Genomic DNA, 25,678 nt, shown 5'->3' on the forward strand with positions numbered 1-25,678 from the left:
AGAACATGGACGAGCTGTGGCCCCCGCCCTCGCGTGAGGTCGCTGACGCGATCAGGTCACTGTGCCAGCGCCTGCTGACGGAAACGGACGCCCTGGTCGGCGCCTTCGCAAGACCCTCTCTCATCGCCCAGAACGATCCCGCCCTCCTCGCGGACGCATCGCTGGTCGAGGAGGATCGCGCGCTCAACCGCTCCGACCTTGTCCAGTGGTTGACCGCAAACGTTCAGCAACCGGGGCGGAGGGTAGAGCCCTACGTCAGCCCGAGGACCACGGCGTACATCAACGACCTCGTCTCCCGGGGCATCGCGCCCGACTTCGCCGTCGCCTGGCGTGTGGCCCTGGGGATCGGCTGGCGGCGCTGGCTGGAGGAATGCGTGGCGGACTGCGCCGACCCCGTCCTTCTCGTCGGGGTCCTGGACGTGACGGCGCAGTCGCTGGTGCAGTACGCCCTCGACTCCGTCGCGGCCCTGCGGCAAGCCGGCCTCGCCGCAGCGATGGGCAACACGGATGCGGAGGGGATCGCACTGATCCAGCTGATCGCCAGTGGGGCACCGATGGCGGAGGACCTCGCCGAAGGGCACCTGCGCTACCGGATGGCGCGGTGGCACATGGGCCTCGTCCTCTGGGTCGATGATCCCCAGGACGCCGACGTCCTGGACGAGGCGATCGCCGCCGTGCGCTCCTCCGTCGGCGGCCGAAGCGCCGCCCTGGTGGCGCGCGCCAGCGCCACGTCACGGTGGATCTGGCTCTCGGGGGAAGCCGTCCCGGACCCTCGACACGTGGAGAAGGACCTCGCGGCGGTCGACGAGGTCCGCGCGGCAGTGGGAAGGCCGGGACGCGGTCTCGATGGATTCCGCTCCAGCCACCAGGACGCCCTCGCGGCGCAGGCGCTGGTGATCCGGCTGGGGTCCGACCGGCGATTCACCGCCTACGCCGACGTCGAGCTGATCGACGCGCTCACGAAGGACCGGCCCGGCGCACGCCGGTTCGTCATCAACACCCTCGGGCCATTGGCCGAAGCCGACACAGCGCTGCGGCAGACACTGCTCACCTATGTGCAGTGCGGCTTCAGTACCACCCGGGCGGCCGCCAACCTCTACGCGCACCGCAACACCGTCGAACGGCGGGTCTCACGCGCCAACGAGCTCTCGGCCGTCAAGGTGGAGGACAACCCGACCCACGTGGCGGCGGCCCTTCTGGTGTTGGACATCGCGCCTGACATCGTGACGGTCGCTCCGAGCTGAGCTGAGCTCACGAAGCACGGGGCCGCGGTCGGCATCTGCCGGGCAGCGTCGCTAAGGATCGGCCTGGACCGGCCGACTGGCCAGGGGGCCGTCTTGCGTCAACTGGCGCGAAATCGGTGTCGACAGGTCTGTGGTGTGTAGATGGGCGGAGAGGCTTGCTCGGTTGACGGCTCATCAGGTAAGTCAGCATTCGGTCAGCATGAGCCGCAGCGCGTTCCCGGAGAATCGCCCGAACAGATGCCGGTGATGGCGTGAAAGCCCAGGTGAGAGCCGTCTCGCCCGGACAGAGCGATGTTCCTCACAAACATCGTCCGGCGCGTGCCGGTGTACAGTCGAGACCGCCCTTGACCTGCACAAAGCAGGCGGGGAGCCGTCTCAGAGGAGTCCCAAGTGCTGCGTACTCTGTTCAAGTCCAACATCTGACATCTGGACGTTTCCGCAGGTCAGCGGCGTGGTGACGGGGTCTTGGTCAGCAAATGGTCAGCATCAGCCCCTGGGGCTGACCACGGAGGCACACCCGGCGGCGGTCGCGCATGTTGCCGGCGTAGGCGGGCTTGTCGGAGCGACGTGACGGCCTCTGTCACGTGGAGCGTGACGTTGTTGAGGCCGCGCTCGGCTGTCCTCGCCAGCGACGCGGGTGCAGTCATGCACGGGACGACGAGGGCGGCGACAGCCTCGTCTCCTTCGTTCAGGCGAAACGGTCGCTATTTCGGCAGCGGTTCGATCTCAGGGTTTCTAGCGTCGGTAGCAGTGTTTCGCTGGGCGAGAGGACTCGAACGTGAACGACCCTGCCGCAGGTGTGCGCCCACCCGCTGTAGCGCGCCGGCTTCCGGGCCGGGCAAAGCGGCGCATGGACGTCCTGCGCGAGTACGAGAAATTCAATTCCGATCGCCGCAGGGGGATTTCTCCGGTGCTGTGGCCGTTCTTCGCGCCGGACCCGGACCGGTACTACCGATGGCGGGTCCAGCTGGATTGCGATTGCATCAAGGAGATGCTGGTACCGGACGACCGCACCCCGCCGAGCGAGAGGCAGTGGCGCGGCCTTGGGGGCGGTGAAGCATTGCCGCAGGGACAGGTGTACTGCCAGCACGATGATTCCGCTGACGCCCCCTACCGCGACATCATTGAGTGGGGAGCCCGACGGGAGGTGAGCTTTCCCGCGGACCCGGTGGAACCTCCCGAATGGGCCGATGCCGACGTATGGGCCGTGCTTCGGCATGACGGAGCGCACACGTCGGCCTTCTGGAAGGTGACGCTGGCCTGCGGACACGTAGGCGAGGTTGTAGCGCCGGCCCTCGACTGGAAACCTGCTGATGGGCCGCGCTTGGCCGAGGCCGCGAGGGTTAATCAGATGATCGAGGAATTCGAGCAGGTCTGGGTCTCGGACCCGACGCTGCATTCCGAACAGCAACGTGAGCACACCCGCCGATTGCTGGCGGCAGGCTGGCCGCGTCCGAGGCCGGAACGCTCCTGCCACACGTGTCCCCACGCTCGCGCGATCGTCGCGTATCAGCGCGTGGGCTGGCTTATCCCACGGAATGAGGCGCCGAAGCCCGAAAACCCGCCGCCAGATCGCGCTGTCTTGGAGCGCCGACTACGCCGGGCCGAAGCCGAGGCCGAGCGGCTACGCGTGCAGCTGGCCAGCCATGAGGAGCGACGGGATGCCTGAAAGACGGTCCCCCTGACCTGCCGGCACTCGTCCGGATTGGAGCCCTACGTCGTCAAGGCTGACGCCAACCAGCTGGGCAAGAGCGCCATTGTCGGCGGCGACGCCTGCTGCTCCGGCCAGGAGGAGAGCGTCGGAGCCCGTGTCGGCGGCTTCGAGCTGTGCCTGCGGCAGCTCAAAAGACCGCTTACCCGGCCATCCTCCGCGCGCAGCAGGCCCTCCAGCGCGTCGCCGAGAACTGGATCACCGTCTCCATGACCTCACGAATCGATCCGGCACGCTCTGCGCCCAGGAGATCACCGGCGGCCTCGCACCCGAAGCGCGAGCCCTCATCACACAGCTGACAACCCGGTCTTGCCCCCCATGAGCACCCTGAGGGCCAACGCCGAAACGCGTTGGCCCTCAGAGGTGTTGCGTGTCGACAGGCACCGTCAGCGGTTCAACACCGAGTCGAGGTGTGCCTGCACCGGCTCGAACAGCCCGTACGGGACATACCGCGAGATCTCTGCATGGGCGACCCACGCCAGCTCGGCGAGCTCGTTGGTGTCCGCCACGTGCGCATTACCGCCGACCGCCTCGCAGGCGGTATACGACATCCGTCGGCCGGTGGCCGGGTGGATCCGCTTGCCGAGCAGCTTCACCGCTTTCACGGCAAGCCCGGTCTCCTCCTGGGTCTCCCGTACGGCGGCGTCCTCGAGGGCTTCGTTGGGCTCGACCTCGCCGGCCGGGAACTGCCAGGAGAGCTGGCCCTCGCTGACGCGCCGCCGGACCATCAGCACGCGGCCTTCGTGTACCACGATGGCCGCGGCGATGCCCGGTCGCTCCTCAGCGCCTTGCTGCGTCACGTCTACTCCTCCAGGACGGCCAGGATGGGCCGAAGATCGTATCGACGCCCAGCACGCCAGTCAGCGGAAGAGCGGGATGCAGTCAGGCAGCCCGGCTATTCCGACAGGCACCAGGCTCGCGCAACCCTGCCAGTCGGCCGCCTCTATGACCTCCTCGTGGGCGTCGTAGGGGTGGCCGTCGACGGAGATCCGGTGGACACCGTTTGGGCGGTAGCCGAACTTTCGGGACACCGCTCGGGAGGCGGCGTTGTCGGCGAAGGCGGTGGAGGTGACGCGGGCGGCACCGAGGCCGTCGAAGGCGAGGGCCAGGGCAGCGGCGCGCATCTGGCAGCCGTAGCCCTGGCCCTGGAAGCGGCGGCCGAGCCAGAAGCCGGTCCGGGCCTCGCCGGTGATGGCGAAGTCGCGTGCGGAGAGATTCTGCTGGCCGATGACCTGGCCGTCGTGGAAGACGGCCAGGAGCAGACGCCAGTTCTCGCGGGTCCAGTCACCCCTCGCCCACCAGTGGTTCTGTACGACGTTCCTGGCCCTCTCGGCCGGCGGGGCGGAGGCCCAGGGCTGCGGGAAGTACACGGCGCCGTCGGGGACGACCCCGTCGGCGGCCACCTGGGCGAGCGCGTCGAGATCGTCGTCCGAGGGGAGGCGCAGGACGAGGTCGGCGGTGGTGAGCTGGAGGGCGGTGAGGGGCCAGTGGCGCATGGGTGGGCTCCGAGGGGTCAGGGCCCGTCGAGTCCGAAGACGGTGCCGAAGGGGTCGATGAGCTGGCAGATGCGTCGGCCGGGCTCCACGTCGAGGGGGCCGCGGTGGTGGGTGCAGCCCGCTTCCAGGAGGCGCTTGCGTTCGGTGTCGAGGTTCTCGACGGACCAGTACGGGACGGTGCTTCGCCCGTGGGCGTTGGCTTTGGGGGACGCCTGGTGGAAGCCGAACTCGAGTCCGTCGAGGTCGAGCCAGGCGTAGACGGCGGTGCCGTTGATGTCGAGCTTGACATCGGCTTCGAAGATGTCGCCCCACCAGCGGGCGGCGGCTTCGGGGTCGTCGACGAAGACCATGACGGTGCGGATACCGCGCACTTGGGATTCTCCTTGTGTCGGGAAGTGGCACGGTACCGCTGGGGTGGGTCACTCGTGGGCGCCGTGCAGGGAACGGAGGCCGGTGGCTGCGGCGAACGCTGTCAGGGAGCGTATGAGGTCGTGATCGTTCCAGTGGGCGCCGAGTTCTCGTGCGTGGTGCAGGTAGGCGTGGCGTACCCAGCGCGGGGACGGGTGCCCTTGCTGGTCAGCCATGTGGGCGAGGGTGACCAGGTCGGGCAGGCCGGTGATGTCCGGGCGGAGAGTTTCTGCGTCGATGAGGGCGAGGTGCCCGTCAGCGCGGCGGCGGACGTGTTCCGGCTTGAGGTCCAGGTGACCGAGCGGTACGTGGTCGGGTCCGTGGGCGTCTGTGACGAGCTGGAGGAGTCGGTGCCAGTCGTCGGGGCGGGTGATCCAGGCCGGGGACGGGGCATCCAGGGCGGCTGTGATGTGCCAGAGGGCCATGGTTTTGGCGACCTCGGGCTGCCAGCGGGCGGAGGCGGTGTGGATGAGGGCGACCGAGCGGACCAGCTCGTCGAAGGCGTCGGTGCCCGAGAGGGTGACTTCCTCGTCGAGGTGGTCGACCAGCAGGGTGCGGGAGGTGTCGCAGGCGCGGTGGAGGTCCGGCAGGACGTTCTCGTCGGCCAGGAGGTCGTAGGCGAGGACTTCGCCGAGGTAGCCGGCCTCGTCCGCGTGGCGCTTCAGGACCCGACGGGGTGGGACACCCAGAGCGAAGACGGCGGTGCGGTAGCGGGCGGTCAGGCAGCACACCGGTCCCGGCTCGCCCGGGTGGTGGCGCGCGAGGATCACGTAAGCCTGACGCTCGGCCGTGGCGGGGTCAGTGGTGAGCGGGTTGGCCAGCCACCCGTCGGGCCGCGTGCGGGCGGCGCCGTCCAGCGGCCCGGCGGGGGCGGTGGTCATGCCGCGCTCTCCTGGTGGATGCCGAGCGCGGCGAGGCTGTGGGCGTAGCAGCGGGCGGCGAGGTCGGGCCGCTGGTGCTCGCCGTAGATCGCGAAGAGGGCGTAGACGGGGGAGTCGAGGTTCTCGCCTATGTGCCATCCCTGGTACGAGCCGCCGACGACGTCCCAGATCTGGGCGCGGCCGAGGAAGACGGCGGCGAAGTCCTGGAAGTAGATCTCGATGCCGAAGGGGTGGGCGGCCAAGGCCTCCTCCCGGCTGGTCGTGGCGATCTTGTCCCAGGTGGGGCCGGTGATGTTCCAGGCGTAGGAGTCGATCTCGCCGGGGCGGCCGGGCGGGTCGAGGAGGCGCAGGACGGCGCGGTGCGCTCCGAGAGGGCCGGCGAGGTAGTCGTGGATGCTGGTGGCCAGGGCGCCGGTACGGGTGGCGATCAGCTCACGGGCGAGCCGGGGAAGCTCCTCGACCACCAGGGCGTCGGCCTTCTCCCACTCCTCCTCGGCCAGGGCCGGGGTGACCGGGGTCGGCTCGACGCGCTGCGGGGAGTCGAGGAAGTCAGCGAGCGCGGCGAGCGCGGACTTCTCCGCCACGGGGTCGGGTGTGACCCAGGGAGCGCGGGAGGTGGTGACAGGACCGTCGCCCGCCGGGACGGTGAGGCGGTCGCCGGGGCGGGGGCCGTGGACGCGGAAGAGGTGCTGGAGCTCGTTCGCGGTCGCGGCCAGGGCCTTGTGGTCGGCGTAGAGGAACGGGCCGTGGGGGCTGCGGGGCGCGGTGAAGCCGTTGCCGCACAGGGCGACGTCCCGTACGCCGTCCAAGGGCTTGAGGTAGTCGATGAGCAGGCCGTTGAGGATCTGGAGGCCGGTGGTGCGGTTGCGGGGTCCGTCCATGCCGGGCAACAGGTTGTTGTCCGCGCCGAGGGCCCCGTACGGGACGGTCTGGGCGTTGTTGGAGACCACGGCGAGCCGGGGCGGGGCGAGGGTGCCCTGGGCCAGCTGCTCGATGTAGAGGTCGGAGACGTCGGCGTCGACGCCGATGAAGACGTCGTTGCCGGTGGTGCCGGCCAGGCGGACCAGGGGCTGGGAGACGCGCTTCTCCCAGAAGAGGGTGCGGGCGCCGGCGGGGTAGAGGGTGATCTCGACGTCGCCGACGTTCAGCGGCTGGGTGTGGTCCACGCGGTGCACAGTGAAGCCCAGGGCCTCGATGGCGTCCGTGACGGCGGCCGGGGTGGTGGTGCCGGTGTAGACGGGCACCGTACGGGCGAGGAGGTCGAGCGAGGGGAGGTGGAAGTGGTCCAGGTGCTCGTGGCTGAGGATCACCGCGTTGGGGGTGGGCATGCCCTCGGTGTCCACGGCGCGGGGCGGCCAGATCTCGAACTCCAGGCTCCCGGCGCCGAAGGCCGGCGCGAGGATCGGGTCGAGAAGGACGGAGGAGAGACCGTCGGTGATGTGCCAGGTCTGGTGGCCGAGGAAGGTCAGTTCCAGGCCGACGGGGGCTGCTGCCATGACGAACTCCTTTGCACGGTCAGGAAGGGTGCGGGGGTGGCGCGGAAGGGGACAGCGGACGTCCCCCTCCGCACCTGTCTGCGGACCGGCAGGCCTACCGGTGGTACGTGGTCGGGGAGTTGTGGGTGGTCCCGGTGGCGGCGAACGCCGTCACGCGCTGCTGGAGCCGGCGGACCGCCTCCGCGGTCACGGGCGCACTCGGCTTCGTCTGGGGCTTGGGTCGGTTCATGACGTGCCTCCATCACTTCGGTTTCTCGACGGTGCGGATGCAGCCGCCGTGCCCCGCCGCCGCAAGCGGCGGGTGGTCAGTGTTCGGTGGCGGACAGGAGACTGCCGACGACGGCACTGCAGAGGATCACGTAAACGATCACGGCAATCCGCTGCCTCACTGCGTCACCACCATGTCCGGGGCCTGCGAAGTCCGGCCGGCGCCGGTGTTGTTCCGCGACGCGTGGCGTTCGGCCAGTAGGACTCGGCAGACGCGGGCGAGAGCCTGCATGTGAACCCAGGCCTCGAGACGCCCCTCGCCGGGCCCGTGCGACAGGAGAAGTTCGGCATCCGTGCAGGCTTGGCTGCCCCCGTCCCGCTCGCAGAGCAGGAGCTGGAGGTAGCCGTGCAGAAGGGCCGTGGCCTCCCGTACGTCACTGCCCTGTATGCGGTAGGTGTGGGGCGTGAGGACGCGGGCGCACAGGGCGCGCACGGTGTCCGCGGGTACTGACGCCTGAGTCGCAGCCCTCGTCGTCATGCCAGGTGCCCCGCAGCCGCCTCCCGTATCCCAAGCGCCCGGTCCATCTGCGCGCACAGGACCTCCAGCTGGGCGGGGGCGAGGACCAGAGTCGTGATCTCGGTGGTGCCGTCGAGACGGTGCAGCGCGATCGGCAGCGTTGCCTGCTGCTCGACGTGGTTGTACGTGATGTCGCGCCGGACCGCAGTTGCGTGGGTGATCACGAAGGCTCTCCCGGAGCTGTCTGAGCGGGGGCTGGAGTTCAGTCAACTCCGGCGCCAGGTCACCGAACAGGGCATTCCACTAGGCACGTTGTAGGCACGAGCTAGGCAGAATCCCGCTAGGCTTCCGGGCGCCCAACTCGACCAGCGGACGGCGGGATGATGGCGAACGAGATCCTGCGCCGACTGAGGCGCGAGCAGCGATGGACACAGGCCCAGGCCGCCCAACGGGTGTGCACACAGGTCCAAGCGGCCACGGGCCGTGACCCCGAACTCGATGCGAACTGGATCTCCCGGCTGGAACGCGGAGCGATCACCTGGCCCTCGGGCGACTACAGGGCGGCGCTGTGCGCGGTGTTCGGTGTCGTAAGCGAGGCAGAGCTGGGCTTGCAGCCGAAGGGAGAGCCGACCAGCCCAGCTTCCGCGCAGGACGCGTCTGCGGCGCCCGGCAATGAGGCGAGCAGTCTCCAGGCCGACACGGAGCTGTCAGCCCGGCTCGCCCGACACGCTGCAGCTACCAACGTCAACGAATTGGTACTGGAGCAGTTTGACGCCGACCTGGAGCGTCTCGCCAGAGACTTCGTCAGCCGACCCCTGACTCTGCTGGTCCCGGAGATCCGTTCCCTGCGCACGGACGTGTTCCGATTACTCGAGGGACGCCAGCATCCTGGTCAGACGCGACACCTGTACGTGCTCGCAGGATGGTTGTCCGGCCTCGCGGCGCACGTGTCCCTCGACCTCGGCCACCAGCCCTCGGCCTCCACGCATGCGCGGACGGTGGTGCAGTGCGCGGAGATCGCGGAGCACCCGAGGCTGCGAGCCTGGGCTCGCTCGTTCCAGTCGCTGGCCGCTTACTGGAAGGGCGACTACAGGCGAGCCGCAGATCTGGCACGGGCCGGACGCGAGGATGGCCGAGGGCCTGGCTCAGGAACGCTTACGGCACGACTGCTGAGCCTGGAGGCCCGTGCCCTCGCAGCCGACGGAGACGGCCGCAGCGCGTTGCGCTCCCTCGCACTGGCCCATGACGCCCGCAGCAGCGCGGAACGAGACGAACTGCCAGGCGTCTTCGCCTTCCCCGAGGCCAAGCAGTGGGCCTACACGGGCACCACGCTGCTGGCCGTCGACGGCGACGAACAAGTCCAGCGGGCGATAGCGGCGTCCAGCCGTGCGGTGGAGCTGTACCAGGCCGGGGCTGAAGGGGACCGATCCTCCGGAGACCTACACGCCGCGCATCTGGACCTGGCGACCGCATACCTGGCGAGCGGCGAAGTGGAAGGAGCCGGTACGGAACTCGTCGCAGTCCTTGGCGCGGATCAGTACACCGCGAGCATCACCATCAGGCTTCGCAAACTGGGCACGCTCATCGGCAGCGGGCCGTACCGTGATTCACGGCCGGTGATCGATCTTCGGGACCACATCCGCGAGGTAACCGACCGGCCCGCTCTCGTCAGCACACCCACGGAGCCGCGATGACCACCCAGCCCATGAACGACCCTTCCGTGACCGACCGGCGCCTGCTCTCCACCCAGGCGTACGGCACCGGCCAGCACCTTGCCGCCCGCCAGTCCCTCTACCAGTGGCAGACCCCGCGACACGACCTCCCCGGCATCGTCGTCGACGAGCTGGCTGGCGTCCGTGGGGCAGTTGCGGACGTGGGCTGCGGCAACGGCAAGTTCGTACAGCGGGTACGCGCCGACCGGCCGGACCTGACAGTTCTCCCCATGGATATCTCTCCCGGCATCGTGGCAGGCATCGCCGGTGCCGTGGCCGGCGACGCCCAGAGACTCCCGATCGCGGACGGGGCCCTGGGCGCAGTACTGGCCATGCACATGCTCTACCACGTCGAGGACCAGGCCCAAGCCGCCCAAGAGCTGGGTCGTGTCCTAGCCCAGGGAGGCATCGCCATCGCGTCTACGAACAGCCGGACGGACAAGCAGGAACTGGAGGACCTCTGGCGACGGGCCGCCGGCGACGTCCTCGGCGTCGCTGAGGGACCGGCACGCGTCCAGCTCTCTGCCCGCTTCACCCTGGAAGACGCCCCGGCCATCCTGGGCGCCGTCTTCGGAGATGTCCGCACCACCCCTCTCCCAGGCGTGATCGAGGTGACTGACGCCGCGCCGGTGGTCGCCCACCTGGCCTCGTACGAGGCATGGGCCGACCAAATGGGCGTGCCGTTCAAGGAAACGATCGAACGGGCTCGCGAAAGGGTGGGCGAGACCATCAGGAGAGAGGGCGCGTTCCGAATCACCTGCCTTGGCGGAATCCTGGTCTGTCGCGCGGTGGGCGCGTAGGCCGCGGCTTTCTGCCCAAGGAGCGCTCAGGGGCCCGGCTTGAAGAGGTCGAGGATGGGGAGGTAGCGAGCCCAGTTGCTGCCGAACAGCGCCATCGTGATCAGCACGGCCCAAGCGGTTCCTGCGGCAACCGTTGCCATGTCGGGAAGGCCGAGGAAGGCCAGCCCGACCACGCCCCCGGCGATCAGCACGACAGCCGCAGCTACACGGAGCACCTCTCGGTCGCGGACCGGCTGCTTGCCCTCCAGCGCAGGCTTGGGGAGGAGAGATCCGATGTGGCCGGCCACATGTTGCTCAGCGATCGTCGCGGCCAGACCGGCGATCTCGCTGAGCACCGCTGCGTGATCCCCGTGTCCCAAGGTGGCCTCTGCTTCGCGTAGCTTGGCGACCACCTGACCGGCGTGGACCTTCAGCTCTCGGCGCCCGGGGGACAGGAAGGCAACGGTCCCGGAACGGCGATGCGCCCGCATCACGTCCCCCTCAAGGCGACGCAATGCGGTCCCAACCGCAGACAGCTTCTCCGCCCGCTGAGCATGGCTGGCGCCATATGCCTCGGAGCAGGCTCTGATCGTTGCCTTGCACTCCAAGGTGAGCAGGTTGCGGACGAACGGTAGACCGGCACCTCTTGTCTTCACGCACAGCTTCATGAGCAACGTGACCGAAATTGCCCACGCCAACATCCAGCGCCAAGGCGGATCGTGCTCGCGGTAGAGGCCCAGCACAATCACGAAGTACGCGACCGCGATGTAGGCAAGCATGACCGCAGCAAGCATGAAGACGCACCACGGGAATTCCGCTGCGCACGTATGCCGAAGAGCAACCCTCAGCCGCGGTGGAATCGGCCACCACCCATATCCCAGCCGATCAAGATCGGCGCGAAGCTCAGCTATAGCCTCGTCGCCCCAGCGCCGTGCGCGCCGACCCCACCGCGCCCGTAACGAGATGTTCAGACTCATGGCTGCGAGCATGCCACCCATCACCGACGGCGGTTGCCTCGCGACTGATGCCGGTTCCTTCAACAGCACGGTCGACAGCCCTCTCTGCTGACCTCGCACGAGAGCGAACTTCATTCTGAAGCGGTCAGTATCGGGGCCCTGCTGCCGGGAGAGGAGCCATGGCCAACAGGCGCTCTTACGCTTGCGCAGTTCCTCACCCACACTGGCGGCCGACACCAGGGGGAGGAAACGGGTGGCAGCTCGTAGGCCGAAGCGCCGGTCGTCGCGGCGTAAGCGCAGGGACGACCGGCTCGCTGCGGGAGCCGTTGGAGGTATCGCTGTTCTCGGCGTGCTCACGTCGTCATGGGCCGTGATCTGGCCCTACCTCGTAGGGACTCTGGTCATCGGGGCCGTGACCGCAGGAGGGTGGTGGTTATGGAAGACGGACCGGCTCATCCGCAACGGTGACCGGATGTGGCGTCACGAGGACGCGGTCAGCACGGGCCACCGGACCCTGATCGAAGTCGACGCGATGGACGGAACGGACTTCGAGGAGTTCGTGGCCGGCCTGTGTCGACGGGACGGATGCACCGATGTGCGCCGGGTCGGTCGCTCGCACGACGATGGCGCGGACGTCCGGGGACGGTTGCCCGACGGCCGGACCATGGTGATCCAGTGCAAGCGCTATAACCCGAAGCGGAAGATCTCCAACAGCGAGGTCCGCAACCTCCTTGGTTCCAAAGTGCACTTCGGCGCCGACGTCGCGATCTTCGTGACTACCACCTACTTCAGCGGCCCTGCCGAGCGCTGCGCTGTGCAGAACGGTGTCCTGGCCGTCCACCGCGACCACCTCGGCCTTTGGAACAACGGCGCCGCACTGTCCGCTCTCGCCTCTGTGAATGGCTCCGGCCAGGGAGACCCCCAACATCGCGCCCGACGGAAAAAGACGTACGGATAGCCGAAGCTGCGGATTCTGCCGTTGACGGCCTCCAGGAGTCGTCGGACTGGCTCAATGGACCCATGGAGATCGGAGAGCACTGGGCCTATCGAGCAAGGCCGAAGGAACTGGGCGGGGCACTGCGCCGAGTCGAGATCGTCCGAGTAGGCGGCGCCGGCAGATCCGGGAGTGTCCACGTGCGCTTCTTGGACGGTGACGCGACCGGCCTCCAGGAATGGGTGAGCCCCAACTGTCTGCTCGTCCTCTGGGCTGACGTCGACTCCTTCCGGGCGGACGACGCGGCGGAGCTGGCCCTGGCCGAGGCATCGAGGGCAGTGCGGGGAAGCGCCGAATTCGAGGCGGCCCGGATGATCCTCGGCCTCGTCCGGCCCAAGGGCCGACTACGCCTACGCAAGGCGGTAGCCGATGCCGGCATCCTGGAGCTCGGGCGCCTCGACGAGACCGCGCCACTCGTCGGCATGGACGCTGCCCAACTGCGCAACGACCCCATGCTCCACGAGGACCGCAACGGCTGCTCCCTGGCGGGCTGGCCGATCACCGAACGGATCGCACGCCAGGCCGCCCAGCGGCTGGCCGACGAGATCCTCCCGGAGGTCGACCAGCGCCACCGAGCCATGGAAGAGGAACGTGACCGATCTCCCTGGTACGGCTACCAGCGACGGGACGACCGAAAGCTGGACGCGGAGAAGGAAGCCCTGCGCACGGTGCGCGAGTGGTGCGGACAGGAGAAGGCCGAGCGCCACGACGAACTGGTGGCCCTGAGGGAGGAAGTGCTACGACTCGGCGAACTGGTCGAGCGCGCCGTGACGGCGCTCCGCGACCGGGGCCACGGCGTCATCGCCTCCACCATTGAGCGCGACCTGGGCGTCCATATCTCCAGCCTCGGTCCAGACGTTCGTCGCTGAACGCCCGCGAGCGCTCCGGCTCCGGACGCACCTCCGGCTGGGCCGGCGCGGGCTTCGACGGCGACTTCTCCTTCTCGGGACGATGCGGGTGCCAGCCGTCGAGGAACGGACGAAGCTGGTCACCCGTCGGCTCCGCGTGGAAGTTCCGCCCGCGCAGCCCCCTGCGGCCCAGGACGGGATCCAGCCGGTCTGCCTCTGACCGCCCCCAGGCCGACCACTCCCGAAGGCTCCCTGCCTCGACGGGATCATCCGCCTGGTCAGCGGCCTTGTCGAGTGCGTCGCAGAAGGCCCGGATCTCACCGGCGGCTCGCCATTGGTCCAGAGCCGTCCCGAACGTCTCGGCCCGCGCCGCGTCCACCGCCTTGATCGAAGCCACGCTGACCGCGGCCTCCCACTTCTCCTGACGCCGCTGCCGCTTATCCGCTTCTAGCCGTTGGCGCTCGGCTTCCTGCCTCGCCCGCTCCTCCTGCAGCCGACGCTGCTCCGCCTCGCGTTCCTCCCGCAGGCGGCGCTGTTCCGCCTCGTACTTCAGCCTGGCCCGCTCCTGCTCCTGCGCCCGTGCCTTCAGCACCTTGAAGACCGCATCGATCTGGTCTTCCAGCAGCTTCCCCTCGGTGTCGGCCCACTCGGTCTTGATGCCGAGGCGCAACTCGAGATCCCCAGAAGGCTCGAACCGGTGCGCTGGCGTCACCCGCTGCCAGTCATAGGTACGCCGGCCCGGCTGCTTGGGCACGTACCGGACCTGCCTCTGCCGCTCACGGAAGCTCATCTCGTACGTAATGCCATGGACAGTCAGCAACGGCCGCGGCTGCTTGCGCTTCCTGGACACCGTGATCTCGCCATGGAGGGCAAAAGCACGCTCGGCGAACAGCCGGATCAGAGACAGAATCCGGGGGAGTACCTCCTCCGAGACCTCGAAGGCACTGTGATCCTTCTCGACCGCCGCGATCACATCATCGATGTCGGTCAGAGTCCTGCTGCGCGCGAGCCTGATCCGGTTCCACTCTGTGTCATCCTCTCCGCTCACCCGGAGCAGCCCGAAGCAGATATCGCCCTTGGCCCGCCCGGTGTACTTCAGGTGGTACCCGGCAGGAGCGCACTGCCTCGCCGCATCGAAGGCCCGCCGGTACCGGGCCCGCTCCGTCTCACCGGGATCCGGGATGCGCAGGAAGCGCCCGGCCTGCTGCACCTCCGCGATCAAGGCCGACCCGATTTCCGCTGGGGAGGGCTGTGGAGCCTTGGGCGCACGCTGCATACGCGGTTTGGGTTCGGCTGGAGTCTCGGGCTCGGGACGCTCAGACTCTTGGGCCGCGGCGGCGGTCGAAGCCGTCTGCGACCTTCGAGGCGCGGGCTCAGGCCGGTCCGGGTGATGACCGTGCTGGAGGTAGAACCGCCCCGCCTCGGCGATCTCCGCCTCCCACCGCCCACCTTCCTTCGGCATGGTGATGAGGCCCCGCTCCTTCAGGACCCGTGCAGTGCGGGCTAGGTCCGGCGAGTCAGACGTGACGGGTTCAGCGCCCTCCCCGATGCGTGTGAGGAGGGCGAGCTGGCGAGCGTTGAGCGGCGACCAACGGTGCATGTGATCGTCGTACCGTCACTGGCGCGGTCAGTACAAGCCGTATGTGGATCGAAGCGTTAGGTCGGCTAAGCTGACTCCCCGTCTTCATGGTCCCCTTTTGATCCATGGGGGCCGCAGCGTGTCAGGTGTTCGAAGTTCTCCATCCAGAACCCGCTTACCAGGTCGCCGTGAAGAGCCAGCTTCGGGTTGATCACCACACGCATGCCGCGCGTCATCGCTATGCGAACAAAGCGGTCAAACTGTTCATCGGTCAAAAGTGCCGACACGGTGAACTCGGGCAGTTTGATGCCGCACCGTTCCCAGTTCCTGAGGTACGTCTCCAGCTCGAGCGGATTGTGGAGCAGAGAGATTACGCCGTCTACCACGATGGGGTCGCCTGTCTCCACATCCACAAGGTAGGCGAGCGGGGCGTAATACTGCTTGCAGTCAGAGTAGGCGTCCCCAATGGCCCGGGTGTACCGCACAGCCTCCGCTCCTGTGCAGGGCACGGGGTCGTGCCCCAGGCCGAGGAGCTGTGAGTAGGAGCCGAACATGGAACCACTGGCCGAATAGCAGACGGGATCCCCAGCCTCCCGCGCCTGAGAGATGTGGTCATTCATCACTTCTGCGCCACGGGCGGCGTGGTCGGCGGAGAAGCGCTTCACGCGCCCACGGTCAGTTACATAGTTCGCGCCGCCGTCTTCCAGGGATGCCTTGACGCACCAGCCACCCTGGGAGAAGTCGTCGTACTCGGACTTCCAGGAGATGGGGGCAAGCTTCATCGACGACTCCAGAAGCCCACCGAACAGCCATTGCCCACCCTGGACCGCCGTGATCCATCCCTTGTAGTCGAAGTTGCGCAGTCGCCGGTTCTCCCGGAACAGGGCCGCGTCGATCCCTCCGAGAACGCGGTCAGTGGGGGTGCGGCATGACTCGTGGACCAGACCGATGTCTGCCGGAGAGCCCTCCTCGTCTACCTCGACCAGGGGTGCCCCGTCCTCGGAGATGTGGTCGCCGCAGTGCCTGCACAGGAAGGTGTTCTCGATGCGCGCGGCCAAGTTGGCACAGCGGGCTCCGTGGGCCAGTGCCGCTGGCGCCGTGCTGGGATCATCCGTGAAGTTGGCGGCCAGTACCACCACCTGCTTGTCCGCGTATTCTTCGACACGGTCATGCATGTAGCGTTCGAGCCCCGCACTGGTGGCCCAGCGGCCGATGAGCTCCCACCGCTGCCCCTGTGCCAGTTCTACGTAGCCGTTGGCGAAGTTCAGACGCTTCGCCCCCGTGTCGTCGAAGCGCTTGAAGTCTGCGATGACGAAGTCGTACTCCTCGAAGGGCGACCTCGCCAGTACGATCTCCCGCCCGTAGGAGAGTCCGGCGAGGAGATCCTCTGTAAAGAGTTTCAACTCCTTGTTGTCTCGGTCTCCCGGACGCTCGCTCACGTACATCCCCATACGGTCCTGCAATCCGGCGGTGCTGATCGAAAGCCGGTCCCGGGCAAGCGAGACTGCCAGCGCAACCAGACCGCCCCAGAGCAGCCGGGGAGGAACCGTTGCCTTGCTGCTCAGCAGCAGGAGAGCAGCCGCCTCAAGGGAGCCGCCTTCCCTGATGTCCAGCGAACAGATCCGGATCCTGGCCAGGACGCGCTGGACTCCCTCCGGCGAGATCGCGTCCCCTGCCAAGGCTTCATGGTGATGGCGGATGATCCCCTCAGTCTTCTCCAGGACATCCCTCTCTTCAACGGTGAGCGGGATGCCCCTGCTGTCGGACTGATCGAGCCGAGCGGACTCAGTGAGTTTCCGGAGCACCTTCCGTACGCGCGAGGAGGCCTCAATCGAAGTAGCCAGCACGTACACGTCGCCGGGGCGGTTGTCGGAGACGTATTGGCCAACAAACTGCGCCAGGACGGATCCGAATTCCGAGGTGGGGTCTCCCGACACGCTGATCGTGTTCTTGGCCTGGACGAAGTGCCGTCCGGCGGGACCGACCAGGACGAGATCGTCGATTTGGTCCTCTGTCTCGAAGCGCAGCTCATCGACCTGCATGCCGGAGCCGAACCCCAGAAAGTCTAGATCCGTGATCCCGCATAGCATGTGGATCATGGCGAGAGCTGCGATGCGCTGCTGGAAGTCGATCCCAGAATGAGTAGCAGCACCTCCGCTGTTTCCCATGTAAGCCCCTCCCCTGGCGGATGAGAGATCCGCCGGTCGTTTGGAAGAGGGTACGTCGGCCACCTTCCGCACTTGGGCCAACGGATGCCTAAGCCCGTAGGGCCGCGGCCGAGTGCGAGGCCGAACCCCCTGACGGACAGGCGAGCACGACCGCCTATGTGGGACAGCTGGCTCGGTCTTGAGCGGAAGCCAGTCGGCGTGAGAGGCGTCGGCGAGCGCTCAGGAGCTGTCTACGGAGGACCTGGCCGCCCCCGGGACCCGACCCGCCTGACCCTGGTCGGTGTGAGGCAGAGCGCCCAGCGGATACGGAGATGGCTGAGCGTGCCGACCAGGTGCGGGTCAACTGACAGCCGAGGAGCGGTGAGTACAGCTTGATGGTGCGGGTGGCTCCCCGGACGGTGATCCTGGGGCGCCGGCTTCTTCGGACAGATGGTGGAGCCGGTCGGGGACGTGGTGCCGTCCGAGCGGTCGGCCGTCGGGTCGGCAGACCACGAGTCCGGCGATCGGGTTGTCAGGATCAACCAGCAGTTTCCCTTGCCTCTGCGCCAATGGCCCCGGGTTCCGGAGACCGGCAGCAGACTCTTGGTCTCCTGGGGTACAGCAGTTGCACCTACGGTGACTTGCGAAAAGGACAGTTGGGAAGGCCCATTGGGCGGGGGCTGGTCCGGGAATGGTCCGGATCTTGGCCTGGCGGGCGCCCACTCGGGCTGTGTCTCGGCGGCAGGGCAGCGGTCTCAACGACGCTTCTCTCGCTGATACCAGCTGCCGGCCGTGTCAGAGGTGTGAGGGAGAATCCGCAGCTGTACGGCAAGCGCCGCAGAGCGGAGCCGAGATGGGGGCGGGGCTGTGACGGAGAATGAATCCCTCTTCCGGGGGCCGCTGGGGGATATGGCGCAGAGTGAAGCGGGACCTGCGGGAGTCCATCCGGCAGACCTCTACATGGCGGCGGTCAGCTGGTGGTCTGCGGCCGTGGCCCCTGCGGTCTCGATCGCTTCGTGGCCGAGCGCCCCGGTGACCGTATGGGCGTCTGTGGTGCGGCCGGAAGGTTCCGAGGGCGATTCGCTGCATGGTCTCTTTCGCCGGCTACTCAGCGAGTCGGCTCCTTTGATACTCCACCACGATGTGACGAACCGTAGACTTCTGGGTGCGGCCTGCCACGCAACCCGGCGCGCCGAGAGGTCCGGCGTCGGTGCGCCCAGCTTCCTCCTGACGGGCTCACCGTTCACAGCAGGTCGTGGGGACTCCAGTATCAGCATGTCGTTGGAAGGGCCCATACGGCAGTCGTGGGACGGCTGGCACAGTCTGCCGACCCGCGGAGTCGGACGCTACCGGGCTGGCAGAGCCGGACCTCCGTTCGTATCACTGTGGGAGGTGTCTGCGCGGGAGTGGCGCGGTTTCCTGGCGACCGACGCGGCCACGTACTCGCGCCTCCTGCACTTCTCCCGCAAGTCAGCGCCTGCCCGGTGCACGGACCCGGAGCCGGGCAGCTGGCGCCACGAGCTGGCAGCGGCATACGGCTGGGCCTTCAACACCCGGCCCGAACTGACCTACACGCGCCGTGCGCGCCGACAGTGGCACATGATCCGCACGGCCGTCCATCATTGGGAAGACCTTCCCGAGCGGCACGCCGACTTCTTCGTCCGGATCGGCGATCACGTCTCCCGCATCGCGGGAACTCTCGCCACCACCGAACGCACCGCCATCCACAGTGCCCACGTGGAGTCCGCCTGGTCGCTGACCCGCCGTGCCGTCCTGGACACTGCAGACCTCGCCGCGATGGACCGCAGCGCGGTGGAGCGGTTCATCAAGGACCTGGACGAGATGCTTTCCGACATCGAGCCGGAGGAAGGGCAAGCCGCGCCGATCCGCCCGGTCCAACCTGAACACAGTTCCTCGCGGCTGCGAGGCAGTGGCCACCACGGACCGCAGCAGGCGACCGGCAGCAGCAGTGTGCGCAAGCTCAAGGAGTGGTACCAGGACCAGTGCCAGATGTGCGCGGCGGTGTTGGTACTGCCCTCACCTCGGCATCGGTACAGCGAGGCCGCCCACATCCGGGCGAGGGAGGACGACGGTCCCGACGTGGTCGAGAACCTGCTGTGCCTCTGTCCGAACTGTCATGTCCTCTTCGAGGCGGGCGCACGGATTCTGACCGACGACCTCGAAGTCGTCGACACCGTGACGGGCCGGCTCGGGGAGCAGATCCGGCTCCACCGATGGCACTTCATCGACCTCGAGTTCGTGCGCCACCACCGTCGGCGCTGGACCGGCGTGGAGCGTGGCGGCGCTCTCTTGGGCTAAGAAGGAGGTGCGATGGCAGGCACCTTGACGATGGCTCCGCCGCCATGTCCGGCTGCCCCGTCTGGCCACGGGCGATGCCGGTGCGCCAGCCGGCGGGCTCGCCGATCCTGGTGTCACAGATGCTGTACGCGCCCGCAGAGCGACCCACGCTTTTCGCGTGTGTCGTTGAGGGCATCGTGCGACGATACTGATCGTGGCGGGAAAGAGCGGTGTGGTGGTGCGGTCGTCGGGAAAGGTTCCTCCCGGCCTGCACGTTCCTCCGTCTGGCAGCGTTGCGCCGCCCGTTGTCACCACGGTCGACTATTTGCCGTTGGACCAGCTTCCGTGGCCGGATGTGGAACGCCTGTTTTTGCGACTTGCGGAACGCAACGGCCGGGCAGAGTGCGCCGAGCTGTACGGCACGCCAGGGCAGGGCCAAGAAGGCATTGACCTGTTCGTCCGCAACACCCGCGAGACTGATGCGCGCTCCTCGACAGATCCCGAGCGCCGTTACACGACCCTTCAGTCGAAGCACGTGAAGACCCTGAGTCCGGCGAAAATTATCCAAGCGGTCGACAAGTTCCTGAGAGGTTCCTGGGCCGAGCGCTCGGAAGTATTCATCTATGCCACCACCCACGCCCTGCGTCCCATCAAGCTGGCCGAGGAGCTCAACCGTCAGGCGGACAGGCTGGAGCAGAAGGGGATCCGGCTTGAGCGTTGGGGACACGAGTCGGTCAGCGAGCAGTTGCGCCAACTGCCCGAGGTAGTTGACGACTTCTTCGGTCGATCATGGGTAGCCCGGTTCTGTGGCCCTGAGGCCGCGAATACGCTGGCAGACAGGCTGTCTGGTCAGGATGTCACTGAACTGCGTACCCGCCTGCGCAGCCTCTATCGAGCATCCTTCGCCTTGCAGGACACCGGGGCAGTGCTCCTGAACCCGGCCATGTCCACGCACGCGCCTGCACCGCTTGAGTACATCACGCTGGACATCACCGACAGCGGCAGGGACTCCCCGGTCGGCAGCCGTCCGGACACTGAGGACCATCAGACTCAGGCGGACGATCACACGGCCGGGCACCGCCCACTCAGAGATGGCGACGAGGACTCGGCACGCCCAGGGGAGAAGAGATTCGGGAGCGAGCCTCCTTGGCAGGGGCGGGACGAGGTGCCCGCCGTGGACCGCATGCTCCAACTCAACCGAGTCGAGGAGGACCTGGGCGGACCGGACGTCACTCGCAGGGCCTGCGACGAGTGGCTGGCCGCCGGTGATCTGTCGGTCGTGGTCGGTGGGCCCGGCGCAGGCAAATCGAGACTATTGCGTTTCGTCGTGTCCGACCTGTTGGACGAGTCACCCCGTTCCTCAGCCCTGGCCGGCAAGTTCGGCTCGAGTTTGCCGGTGTGGCTTCCCTTCTCATTCCTCTGTGAATACCTCAAACAGGACGCGGAGCGGTCGATTGAGTCCGCTGTCCGGGCCTGGCTCACTCGATACTCAGCGCAGCACCTGCACGGCTTGGTGGCACGCGCCTTGGCCGACGACCGGTTGCTGTTGGTAGTCGACGGCTTGGACGAATGGACTGACGAGGACAGCGCCCACCCTGCCCTGACACTCCTTGAAAATTTCATCCGCAGTCGCAACGTTGCTGCCATCGTTTCAAGCCGCCCTTATGCCCTGCGCCGTCTAATTGGACTGGCCGGCTGGCGGGTGGGGAATCTGGCTCTGTTGTCCGAAGCTCAGCAGCAGCGCATGGCACGGGCCGCTTTCGCCAGGGCCGGTTTGGCCGAGCTAACTACATCTGAAGACCCTCAGGGCCCAAGCCAGGCCGCGCAACGCCTCAAAACAGACTCCGCTGACCGTTTCCTGGATGAGGTTAAGGCCGTAGCCGACTTGAGCACCCTCGCTACCGTGCCGCTGTTCCTGCTGATGCTGGCCGGGATGTGGTCGAATGGCCCGCTGCCAACACGGCGTATGGAAGCCCACCGGCGGCTGGTCGACGTGCTGGTTGAGCAGCACCCTGCAATTCGCAGACGGGATATGCGCCGATCCGGCAACGCACTGGACATCCGGGAAATCCGCCAGGTTCTGGCCGCTGTCGCCTACGAACTGCGTCAGGCCGAGACAGGGCCCGCTGCCAGCATCCGCGTGTGGCGCGCTAGCGTGGTCCGGGCACTATGCGATGACGACCTGCTCGGCTACGACCCTGCAGATGCTCGCCGCCTGGCCCCGCAGATCATGGAGACAGCCGAAGGCGATCTCGGCATCCTGGTCGCTCAGGGAGCCGGTGCCTTGGGATTTATCCACCGCGCCGTCGCCGAACAGCTCGCCGCTGAGCACCTGACGACCCTACCCCTGGCCGAGCAGAGGGAAATCGTCCGATCCAGAGTCGGCAGCCGTTCCTGGCGCGATGTGCTCCTTGCTCTACTGGCCGGCCAGGGACGCCCAGGCGAGGTTGCCGATCTGCTGCAGACGGCCACCAGCGCAGGGCCGGAACACTCACCAGAGGAAATGGCTGGCCATGAGCTGGTCGCAGAGGCTCTGGCAGCTGGTGTCCGCATGCCCCCCCGCGATGCCACACGCTTCGCCCGGATCCTCTGCGACCGCGTCGAACGCCACCCCTGGATGCCCCATAGGGCGCGTCTAGTCGCCGCCCTCACCGGTGCCCTAACCGAGACGACCGCGAGTCGAGTCCTGCTGCCATGGTTCGCGCGCAAAGCCATAGTCACCACGGACGACCCTAGCGCGTACTGGGCGCTGCGCCGCCGGGACATCGTCGTACCGGATGCTGAGGCGATCTTGCTGCGGGCTCTGGAACATCCGTCTTCCAGCGTCAAGCACGCCTCGGCTCAGGCTATTGCCCAGCGCTTGGGCGGCTCCGAGGAAGTGGCGCAAGGCTTGGCCCTGGTGATCCGTTCAGGAAGCGAGACCCGCACCCAAGCCGCCGCACTCGAAGCACTGGTCACCGGCTGGCCCGGCCACCCCCGGACGACGGAGCTGATCTCCTGGGGCCTGCGCCAGGGAGCCGTTGGCATCTGGGCCGTCGCCCTGCGCGCGCACCGGGCGCTTCAGGGCGAGACCTCAGCCCCCGCCTGGGATGAGAACGATCGTCAGCGGTTGCTCAGCCTGCTCGAACGGGACTCGGTAGGGGAGTTCTGGGACCTTGTCACGGTGGAGATGGTCAGCGAAGCGGCCCAAGACGATGAGTCCGTGCGAGACCTCTGCCTGGACATCCTGTCGGGTACCCCAGGCCGCCCCGGCACTCCCGGATCGCGGGAACTTGCTTGGTGGGTGCTGCTCACCGCGTTCCCGCATGACCCGAAGACGGTCAGGTGGGTGGCCCGCGAAATCGCCTCCGACGAGTATTTCCCTTATGCCCTGGCCCATGCGCCTGCAGGCTGGGCGGATGAGCTCACAATCCGCGACGCCGCTCAGACCCGACTGTTGCGCGAGGCCGCCCACCTCGGCGACGACGCCTACAACCTGGCTCGGCTGGCCAGGACTGACCAAGTACGCGACCACCTGATCGACGCGCTCGACGCCACCTTCGGCACAGCTTCGTCGGCGCGTGCCCTGCAACACCACTACGGCGATGACCCCACCGCCCGAGAAGCACTGCTACGCAAGATCAACGGACCTGCTGACGACGCGGTGCCCTTTGTGGAAGTCGTCGCTGCAGTCCTCGGGCCCGAGCAAGGAATCGAGCGCCTGGTCCAGCTGATCCAACAGGGCCCCCAGAAGTACATCGACCACGCTATCGCCGCCCTGGGCAGGCTCTGGATCGACTGCAAGAACGCCGCCCGGGGCGAATCCTCCCCCATCCAGCGCACTGAGGCCGAACGCGCCCTGGTACGTCACGATGCACGCGCTCTAGCGAGCCTGTGTCTTGACGCGGTGCCGAGCGAGGACTTCGGCACCGCGCGCGGTTGGATCATCGGGGCGTGGCCAGAAGTCCCCGAAGTCTTGGTCTACGCCCGCCAGTGTCTGGGCGGGCCTTCTCCCGAGGCTGGTGCTGTATTGATCGGCTACGGCCCGCTCGGCAGTCCGGAAGCCGCACAGATCGTCGCCGAGGCGACGTCCCTGCTCAACCCCCTCCCACCCTCCCTGCGGATGCTGATCGCCCAGCAGCTCACACGGCGCGGCATCGACGCGGAGATCGTGATCAAACTGCTGAAGCACTGGCGCCACGACACCTCGGGTTCCGTGCGTCGGGCTGCCGGTACCGCGCTCGCCCGCGGGCTCGCCCCGGCTTCTTCCACGGCGCCGACCGCTGACGGCGCCCAAAACTCCGCCACGATGCGGCAGGCACACCAGCAACAGGCACTCCAGCGCCTGCGTACCGAGTGCCGAATTGAAATGCTCTCCCAAGACCTTGAGACGGGCGATGACCGCCGCCGCACTGCCTGGGCGATCATGCTCCTGCTCAACGATGTCGCCCTCCTGCAGGGCGTCGTGGAACGCTACGACGGCCGGCCCGTCACCGTCGAACTTGGCGATCCCCTGTCCGGCTACGATCCTCAGTTGACCGAACTGATCGCCAGCCACTGGAAGGCGCTGCAAGACGAGAGCGCCAACCGATTGCCCGAGCGCCTTGTTGGACGACTCCGTCGCAACCCGCCAGATCTCACCGGCGTGTGGTCACGGCTGGCGAACGCCGCCATTCGCCACCCAGACCTCGACCGCGCACTGAACAATGCCGTGCGCGACGACCCTAAACTCTTGCGAGAAAAGGGTGTGTTTGCCTGGTACGCCAAAGCCAATCCGGAAGATCCGTGCCTGCTCAAGTATGCAGCCCAGGCAGCCCAAGCCGAGAACGACCCCCAGCCCGTTCTCAGCGTGGTGGACAGGCTCCGCCCTACTGACGTCCACCGAAGCGAATTGCTGGAGCTTCTGGTCCATCCATCGGGTATCAAACCGTCACGGCAACTGATCAGCGATGACGATATCGATGTGACTGTCACCGGCTGGCGCCGCATCGCCCTGGCCCGGCTCCTGCCCGATGACCCACACGCGCACAGCCTCTATCGCAAGTTGCAAGAAGAGCTCGCTAGCGGCTACCGGCTGGGCTGGACCTGGCCCGAGGCCATCGCCGTGACGATTAATCTTGCCCCGGCCGCCCACGTACCTGACCTCATCCTGCGCTTCGCCGAGCGGCTACAGCGCCGCGCCGTCACCTTTGCTGGCCCCCATCTCCTCGACGCCGCTGCCCATCGCATCCGACGTGATCTCGACGCTGAGGAAGCCGTAATTGCCGCCATCATTAGCCCCGATAACATGAGTACCAGTACGGTGGCATGGGGCTCCCGCAGCCGCAGCTACACCGCGGTATCCAGTGAGCCACCTCATCGACAGGTTCTTTTGGCCGGCATTCTGGCCACCGCGACCGGGCTTCCCGCCGACGTAGTCACAGCCCTGGCACCGCTCGCTGACAGCGACTCCGTGCTACATGACAACCCCCTGATGAAACCTCGGCCGATCAGATTTGCCGTTCTGGATCTCCTCGACGCCGCTCGGTGATCCCAGCGCATCCCGCGAATTCTCAAGGGCCTTGCGGTCGACGACGCATTCTGCGCCAATCAGGCCGCCCTGGCCGCAGTGTCTGACGCGGTCGGAATCGTCTCGTCGTCGACGGGTTGATCGAGGTAGTTGTCGGGGGCGTCCGGTGCGCCGTTCAGCCGCCGCAGATGCCGCGCGTCTGCGGCGCGTGGGCCGTGAGCGGGCCCTCGGTCGGAAGCTCCGTACTGAACACAGGATCGGCGTCTCGTTCCGTGCGCCGATGTCGACCGCCTCGACATGGGCGGATGCGGACGCCAGCTGAGTGTGTGACGTGGCGGCGTTGCTGTGGTTGCCTTTGAAGGCGCTCGGGATGGCCAACGATGGCTCGCTGGGGTTCCTGAGGGCGGGTGGTGTCCCGCTACGTGACTCTGGCGGCGGTCGAAGCCGAATGCTGCTCGGTATGAGCGCTGTACCGAGCAGCGGGTCTGGCGCGGCGCTGGGCTCAGGCGGCGTCGCTTGCGACGGACGGATGCCTTCGCGGGCCGAACGCGGTGTTGAAGGCGCGGCAGTGTGTCGTAGGTACGAGTAAGTACGGCGCGCCGGAGCCGGTTCGGACCGAGCGGGGGCCGGTCTGTCCCGCTGTGAGGGCGTCGTACGGGGTGAGGACGTCGAGGTTGTCGAACACGTAGTAGAGGGGCAGCCTGGTCCACGCGACGAGCTGGAGGTGCGCGTCGACCGCGGCGCTCTCGATCGCGTGGCGGTGCGTCGCCCGACTGGTCATGCTGCTCTTGCAGTCGATCATTGCGACATGGCCCTCTTTAGCGGCAAGGAGGTCGGGAGTCCACCGAAGGGAGCTGTCGGTCTTTCGGAGTGCGGCTTGAACGGGCTGGGTGAGGACTCCCTGCCCCCACGGGTTG

20 protein-coding genes are annotated in these 25,678 nt (G+C 67.5%); 8 read left to right on the forward strand and 12 right to left on the reverse strand.

From position 1 onward, the window contains the following. Positions 1-5: 5 nt before the first annotated feature. Both ACIA6C_RS22810 and ACIA6C_RS22815 read left to right on the forward strand, forming a co-directional pair. On the forward strand, positions 6-1,244 hold the full coding sequence (locus tag ACIA6C_RS22810) for a PucR family transcriptional regulator (RefSeq protein ID WP_399278394.1): 1,239 nt from the start codon (positions 6-8) through the stop codon (positions 1,242-1,244). Between the two features lie 850 nt (positions 1,245-2,094). Further along, on the forward strand, positions 2,095-2,913 hold the full coding sequence (locus tag ACIA6C_RS22815; protein ID WP_399278396.1) for a hypothetical protein: 819 nt from the start codon (positions 2,095-2,097) through the stop codon (positions 2,911-2,913). 428 nt (positions 2,914-3,341) lie between these two features. Here the strand turns inward: ACIA6C_RS22815 and ACIA6C_RS22820 are convergent, their stop codons facing one another. From ACIA6C_RS22820 to ACIA6C_RS22855, 8 genes are all read right to left on the reverse strand, one after another. Continuing rightward, on the reverse strand, positions 3,342-3,755 hold the full coding sequence (locus tag ACIA6C_RS22820; protein WP_399278398.1) for an NUDIX hydrolase: 414 nt from the start codon (positions 3,753-3,755) through the stop codon (positions 3,342-3,344). Positions 3,756-3,815: 60 nt separating this feature from the next. After that, entirely contained in the window at positions 3,816-4,451 is a 636-nt protein-coding gene (locus ACIA6C_RS22825) for a GNAT family N-acetyltransferase (protein WP_399278400.1), read from the reverse strand. A 17-nt stretch (positions 4,452-4,468) separates the two neighbouring features. After that, a complete protein-coding gene (locus tag ACIA6C_RS22830) occupies positions 4,469-4,822 on the reverse strand; it encodes a VOC family protein (protein WP_399278402.1) in 354 nt (117 codons plus the stop codon). Positions 4,823-4,870: 48 nt separating this feature from the next. Beyond that, positions 4,871-5,740 (reverse strand): hypothetical protein, encoded by an 870-nt coding sequence (locus ACIA6C_RS22835; protein ID WP_399278404.1) that lies wholly within the window; start codon positions 5,738-5,740, stop codon positions 4,871-4,873. Further along, complete coding sequence (locus ACIA6C_RS22840; RefSeq protein ID WP_399278406.1) at positions 5,737-7,236, reverse strand: MBL fold metallo-hydrolase; 1,500 nt, start codon at positions 7,234-7,236, stop codon at positions 5,737-5,739. Before ACIA6C_RS22840 ends, ACIA6C_RS22835 begins: the two co-directional genes overlap by 4 nt. A 94-nt stretch (positions 7,237-7,330) precedes the next feature. After that, positions 7,331-7,465: a hypothetical protein gene (locus ACIA6C_RS22845; RefSeq protein WP_266906427.1), complete on the reverse strand. Its 135-nt coding sequence runs from the start codon at positions 7,463-7,465 to the stop codon at positions 7,331-7,333. A 156-nt stretch (positions 7,466-7,621) separates the two neighbouring features. Further along, a complete protein-coding gene (locus ACIA6C_RS22850; protein WP_399278408.1) occupies positions 7,622-7,981 on the reverse strand; it encodes a DUF6415 family natural product biosynthesis protein in 360 nt (119 codons plus the stop codon). Next, positions 7,978-8,184 carry a hypothetical protein gene (locus tag ACIA6C_RS22855; protein ID WP_399278410.1) on the reverse strand — a complete coding sequence of 69 codons (207 nt, stop codon included), beginning with the start codon at positions 8,182-8,184 and terminating at the stop codon, positions 7,978-7,980. The genes ACIA6C_RS22850 and ACIA6C_RS22855 overlap by 4 nt, the downstream gene beginning before the upstream one ends. A gap of 156 nt (positions 8,185-8,340) precedes the next feature. On the opposite strand from ACIA6C_RS22855, the gene ACIA6C_RS22860 reads away from it, so the two are divergent. Then, positions 8,341-9,654: a helix-turn-helix domain-containing protein gene (locus tag ACIA6C_RS22860; RefSeq protein WP_399278412.1), complete on the forward strand. Its 1,314-nt coding sequence runs from the start codon at positions 8,341-8,343 to the stop codon at positions 9,652-9,654. Next, positions 9,651-10,472 carry a class I SAM-dependent methyltransferase gene (locus ACIA6C_RS22865; RefSeq protein ID WP_399278414.1) on the forward strand — a complete coding sequence of 274 codons (822 nt, stop codon included), beginning with the start codon at positions 9,651-9,653 and terminating at the stop codon, positions 10,470-10,472. Before ACIA6C_RS22860 ends, ACIA6C_RS22865 begins: the two co-directional genes overlap by 4 nt. Positions 10,473-10,498: 26 nt before the next feature. Here the strand turns inward: ACIA6C_RS22865 and ACIA6C_RS22870 are convergent, their stop codons facing one another. Continuing rightward, entirely contained in the window at positions 10,499-11,230 is a 732-nt protein-coding gene (locus ACIA6C_RS22870; protein ID WP_399278416.1) for a hypothetical protein, read from the reverse strand. A 589-nt stretch (positions 11,231-11,819) separates the two neighbouring features. Here ACIA6C_RS22870 and ACIA6C_RS22875 point away from each other — a divergent pair. Then, entirely contained in the window at positions 11,820-12,365 is a 546-nt protein-coding gene (locus tag ACIA6C_RS22875) for a restriction endonuclease (RefSeq protein WP_399278418.1), read from the forward strand. A gap of 62 nt (positions 12,366-12,427) precedes the next feature. After that, positions 12,428-13,270 (forward strand): PE-PGRS family protein, encoded by an 843-nt coding sequence (locus ACIA6C_RS22880; RefSeq protein ID WP_399278420.1) that lies wholly within the window; start codon positions 12,428-12,430, stop codon positions 13,268-13,270. Here the strand turns inward: ACIA6C_RS22880 and ACIA6C_RS22885 are convergent. Beyond that, the gene (locus tag ACIA6C_RS22885) at positions 13,200-14,849 is read right to left on the reverse strand and encodes a PE-PGRS family protein (protein WP_399278422.1); all 1,650 of its coding nucleotides are present in this window, start codon (positions 14,847-14,849) and stop codon (positions 13,200-13,202) included. The two genes, ACIA6C_RS22880 and ACIA6C_RS22885, sit on opposite strands and share 71 nt — an antisense overlap. A gap of 65 nt (positions 14,850-14,914) precedes the next feature. Further along, a complete protein-coding gene (locus ACIA6C_RS22890) occupies positions 14,915-16,996 on the reverse strand; it encodes a hypothetical protein (protein ID WP_399278424.1) in 2,082 nt (693 codons plus the stop codon). Between the two features lie 1,371 nt (positions 16,997-18,367). Between ACIA6C_RS22890 and ACIA6C_RS22895 the strand changes: the two genes are divergently transcribed. Together ACIA6C_RS22895 and ACIA6C_RS22900 are read left to right on the forward strand one after the other, a co-directional pair. Then, on the forward strand, positions 18,368-19,294 hold the full coding sequence (locus ACIA6C_RS22895; RefSeq protein WP_399278426.1) for an HNH endonuclease: 927 nt from the start codon (positions 18,368-18,370) through the stop codon (positions 19,292-19,294). Between the two features lie 193 nt (positions 19,295-19,487). Then, positions 19,488-24,782, forward strand: coding sequence for an NACHT domain-containing protein (locus tag ACIA6C_RS22900; RefSeq protein WP_399278428.1), 5,295 nt, complete (start codon positions 19,488-19,490; stop codon positions 24,780-24,782). Between the two features lie 481 nt (positions 24,783-25,263). On the opposite strand, the gene ACIA6C_RS22905 is transcribed toward ACIA6C_RS22900, so the two are convergent. Further along, positions 25,264-25,563, reverse strand: coding sequence for a hypothetical protein (locus ACIA6C_RS22905; protein WP_399278430.1), 300 nt, complete (start codon positions 25,561-25,563; stop codon positions 25,264-25,266). Positions 25,564-25,678: the final 115 nt, after the last annotated feature.

The organism is Streptomyces sp. NPDC051578 (assembly GCF_044454045.1).
In the GTDB taxonomy this organism is placed as follows: domain Bacteria; phylum Actinomycetota; class Actinomycetes; order Streptomycetales; family Streptomycetaceae; genus Streptomyces.

Coding starts and splice junctions, on each gene's coding strand:
- ACIA6C_RS22810 (WP_399278394.1), top strand. CDS start 6: ATGGACGAGCTGTGGCCCCCGCCCTCGCGTGAGGTCGCTGACGCGATC.
- ACIA6C_RS22815 (WP_399278396.1), top strand. CDS start 2,095: ATGGACGTCCTGCGCGAGTACGAGAAATTCAATTCCGATCGCCGCAGG.
- ACIA6C_RS22825 (WP_399278400.1), bottom strand. CDS start 4,451: ATGCGCCACTGGCCCCTCACCGCCCTCCAGCTCACCACCGCCGACCTC.
- ACIA6C_RS22835 (WP_399278404.1), bottom strand. CDS start 5,740: ATGACCACCGCCCCCGCCGGGCCGCTGGACGGCGCCGCCCGCACGCGG.
- ACIA6C_RS22840 (WP_399278406.1), bottom strand. CDS start 7,236: ATGGCAGCAGCCCCCGTCGGCCTGGAACTGACCTTCCTCGGCCACCAG.
- ACIA6C_RS22845 (WP_266906427.1), bottom strand. CDS start 7,465: ATGAACCGACCCAAGCCCCAGACGAAGCCGAGTGCGCCCGTGACCGCG.
- ACIA6C_RS22850 (WP_399278408.1), bottom strand. CDS start 7,981: ATGACGACGAGGGCTGCGACTCAGGCGTCAGTACCCGCGGACACCGTG.
- ACIA6C_RS22860 (WP_399278412.1), top strand. CDS start 8,341: ATGATGGCGAACGAGATCCTGCGCCGACTGAGGCGCGAGCAGCGATGG.
- ACIA6C_RS22865 (WP_399278414.1), top strand. CDS start 9,651: ATGACCACCCAGCCCATGAACGACCCTTCCGTGACCGACCGGCGCCTG.
- ACIA6C_RS22870 (WP_399278416.1), bottom strand. CDS start 11,230: ATGCTTGCCTACATCGCGGTCGCGTACTTCGTGATTGTGCTGGGCCTC.
- ACIA6C_RS22880 (WP_399278420.1), top strand. CDS start 12,428: ATGGAGATCGGAGAGCACTGGGCCTATCGAGCAAGGCCGAAGGAACTG.
- ACIA6C_RS22885 (WP_399278422.1), bottom strand. CDS start 14,849: ATGCACCGTTGGTCGCCGCTCAACGCTCGCCAGCTCGCCCTCCTCACA.
- ACIA6C_RS22890 (WP_399278424.1), bottom strand. CDS start 16,996: ATGGGAAACAGCGGAGGTGCTGCTACTCATTCTGGGATCGACTTCCAG.
- ACIA6C_RS22905 (WP_399278430.1), bottom strand. CDS start 25,563: ATGATCGACTGCAAGAGCAGCATGACCAGTCGGGCGACGCACCGCCAC.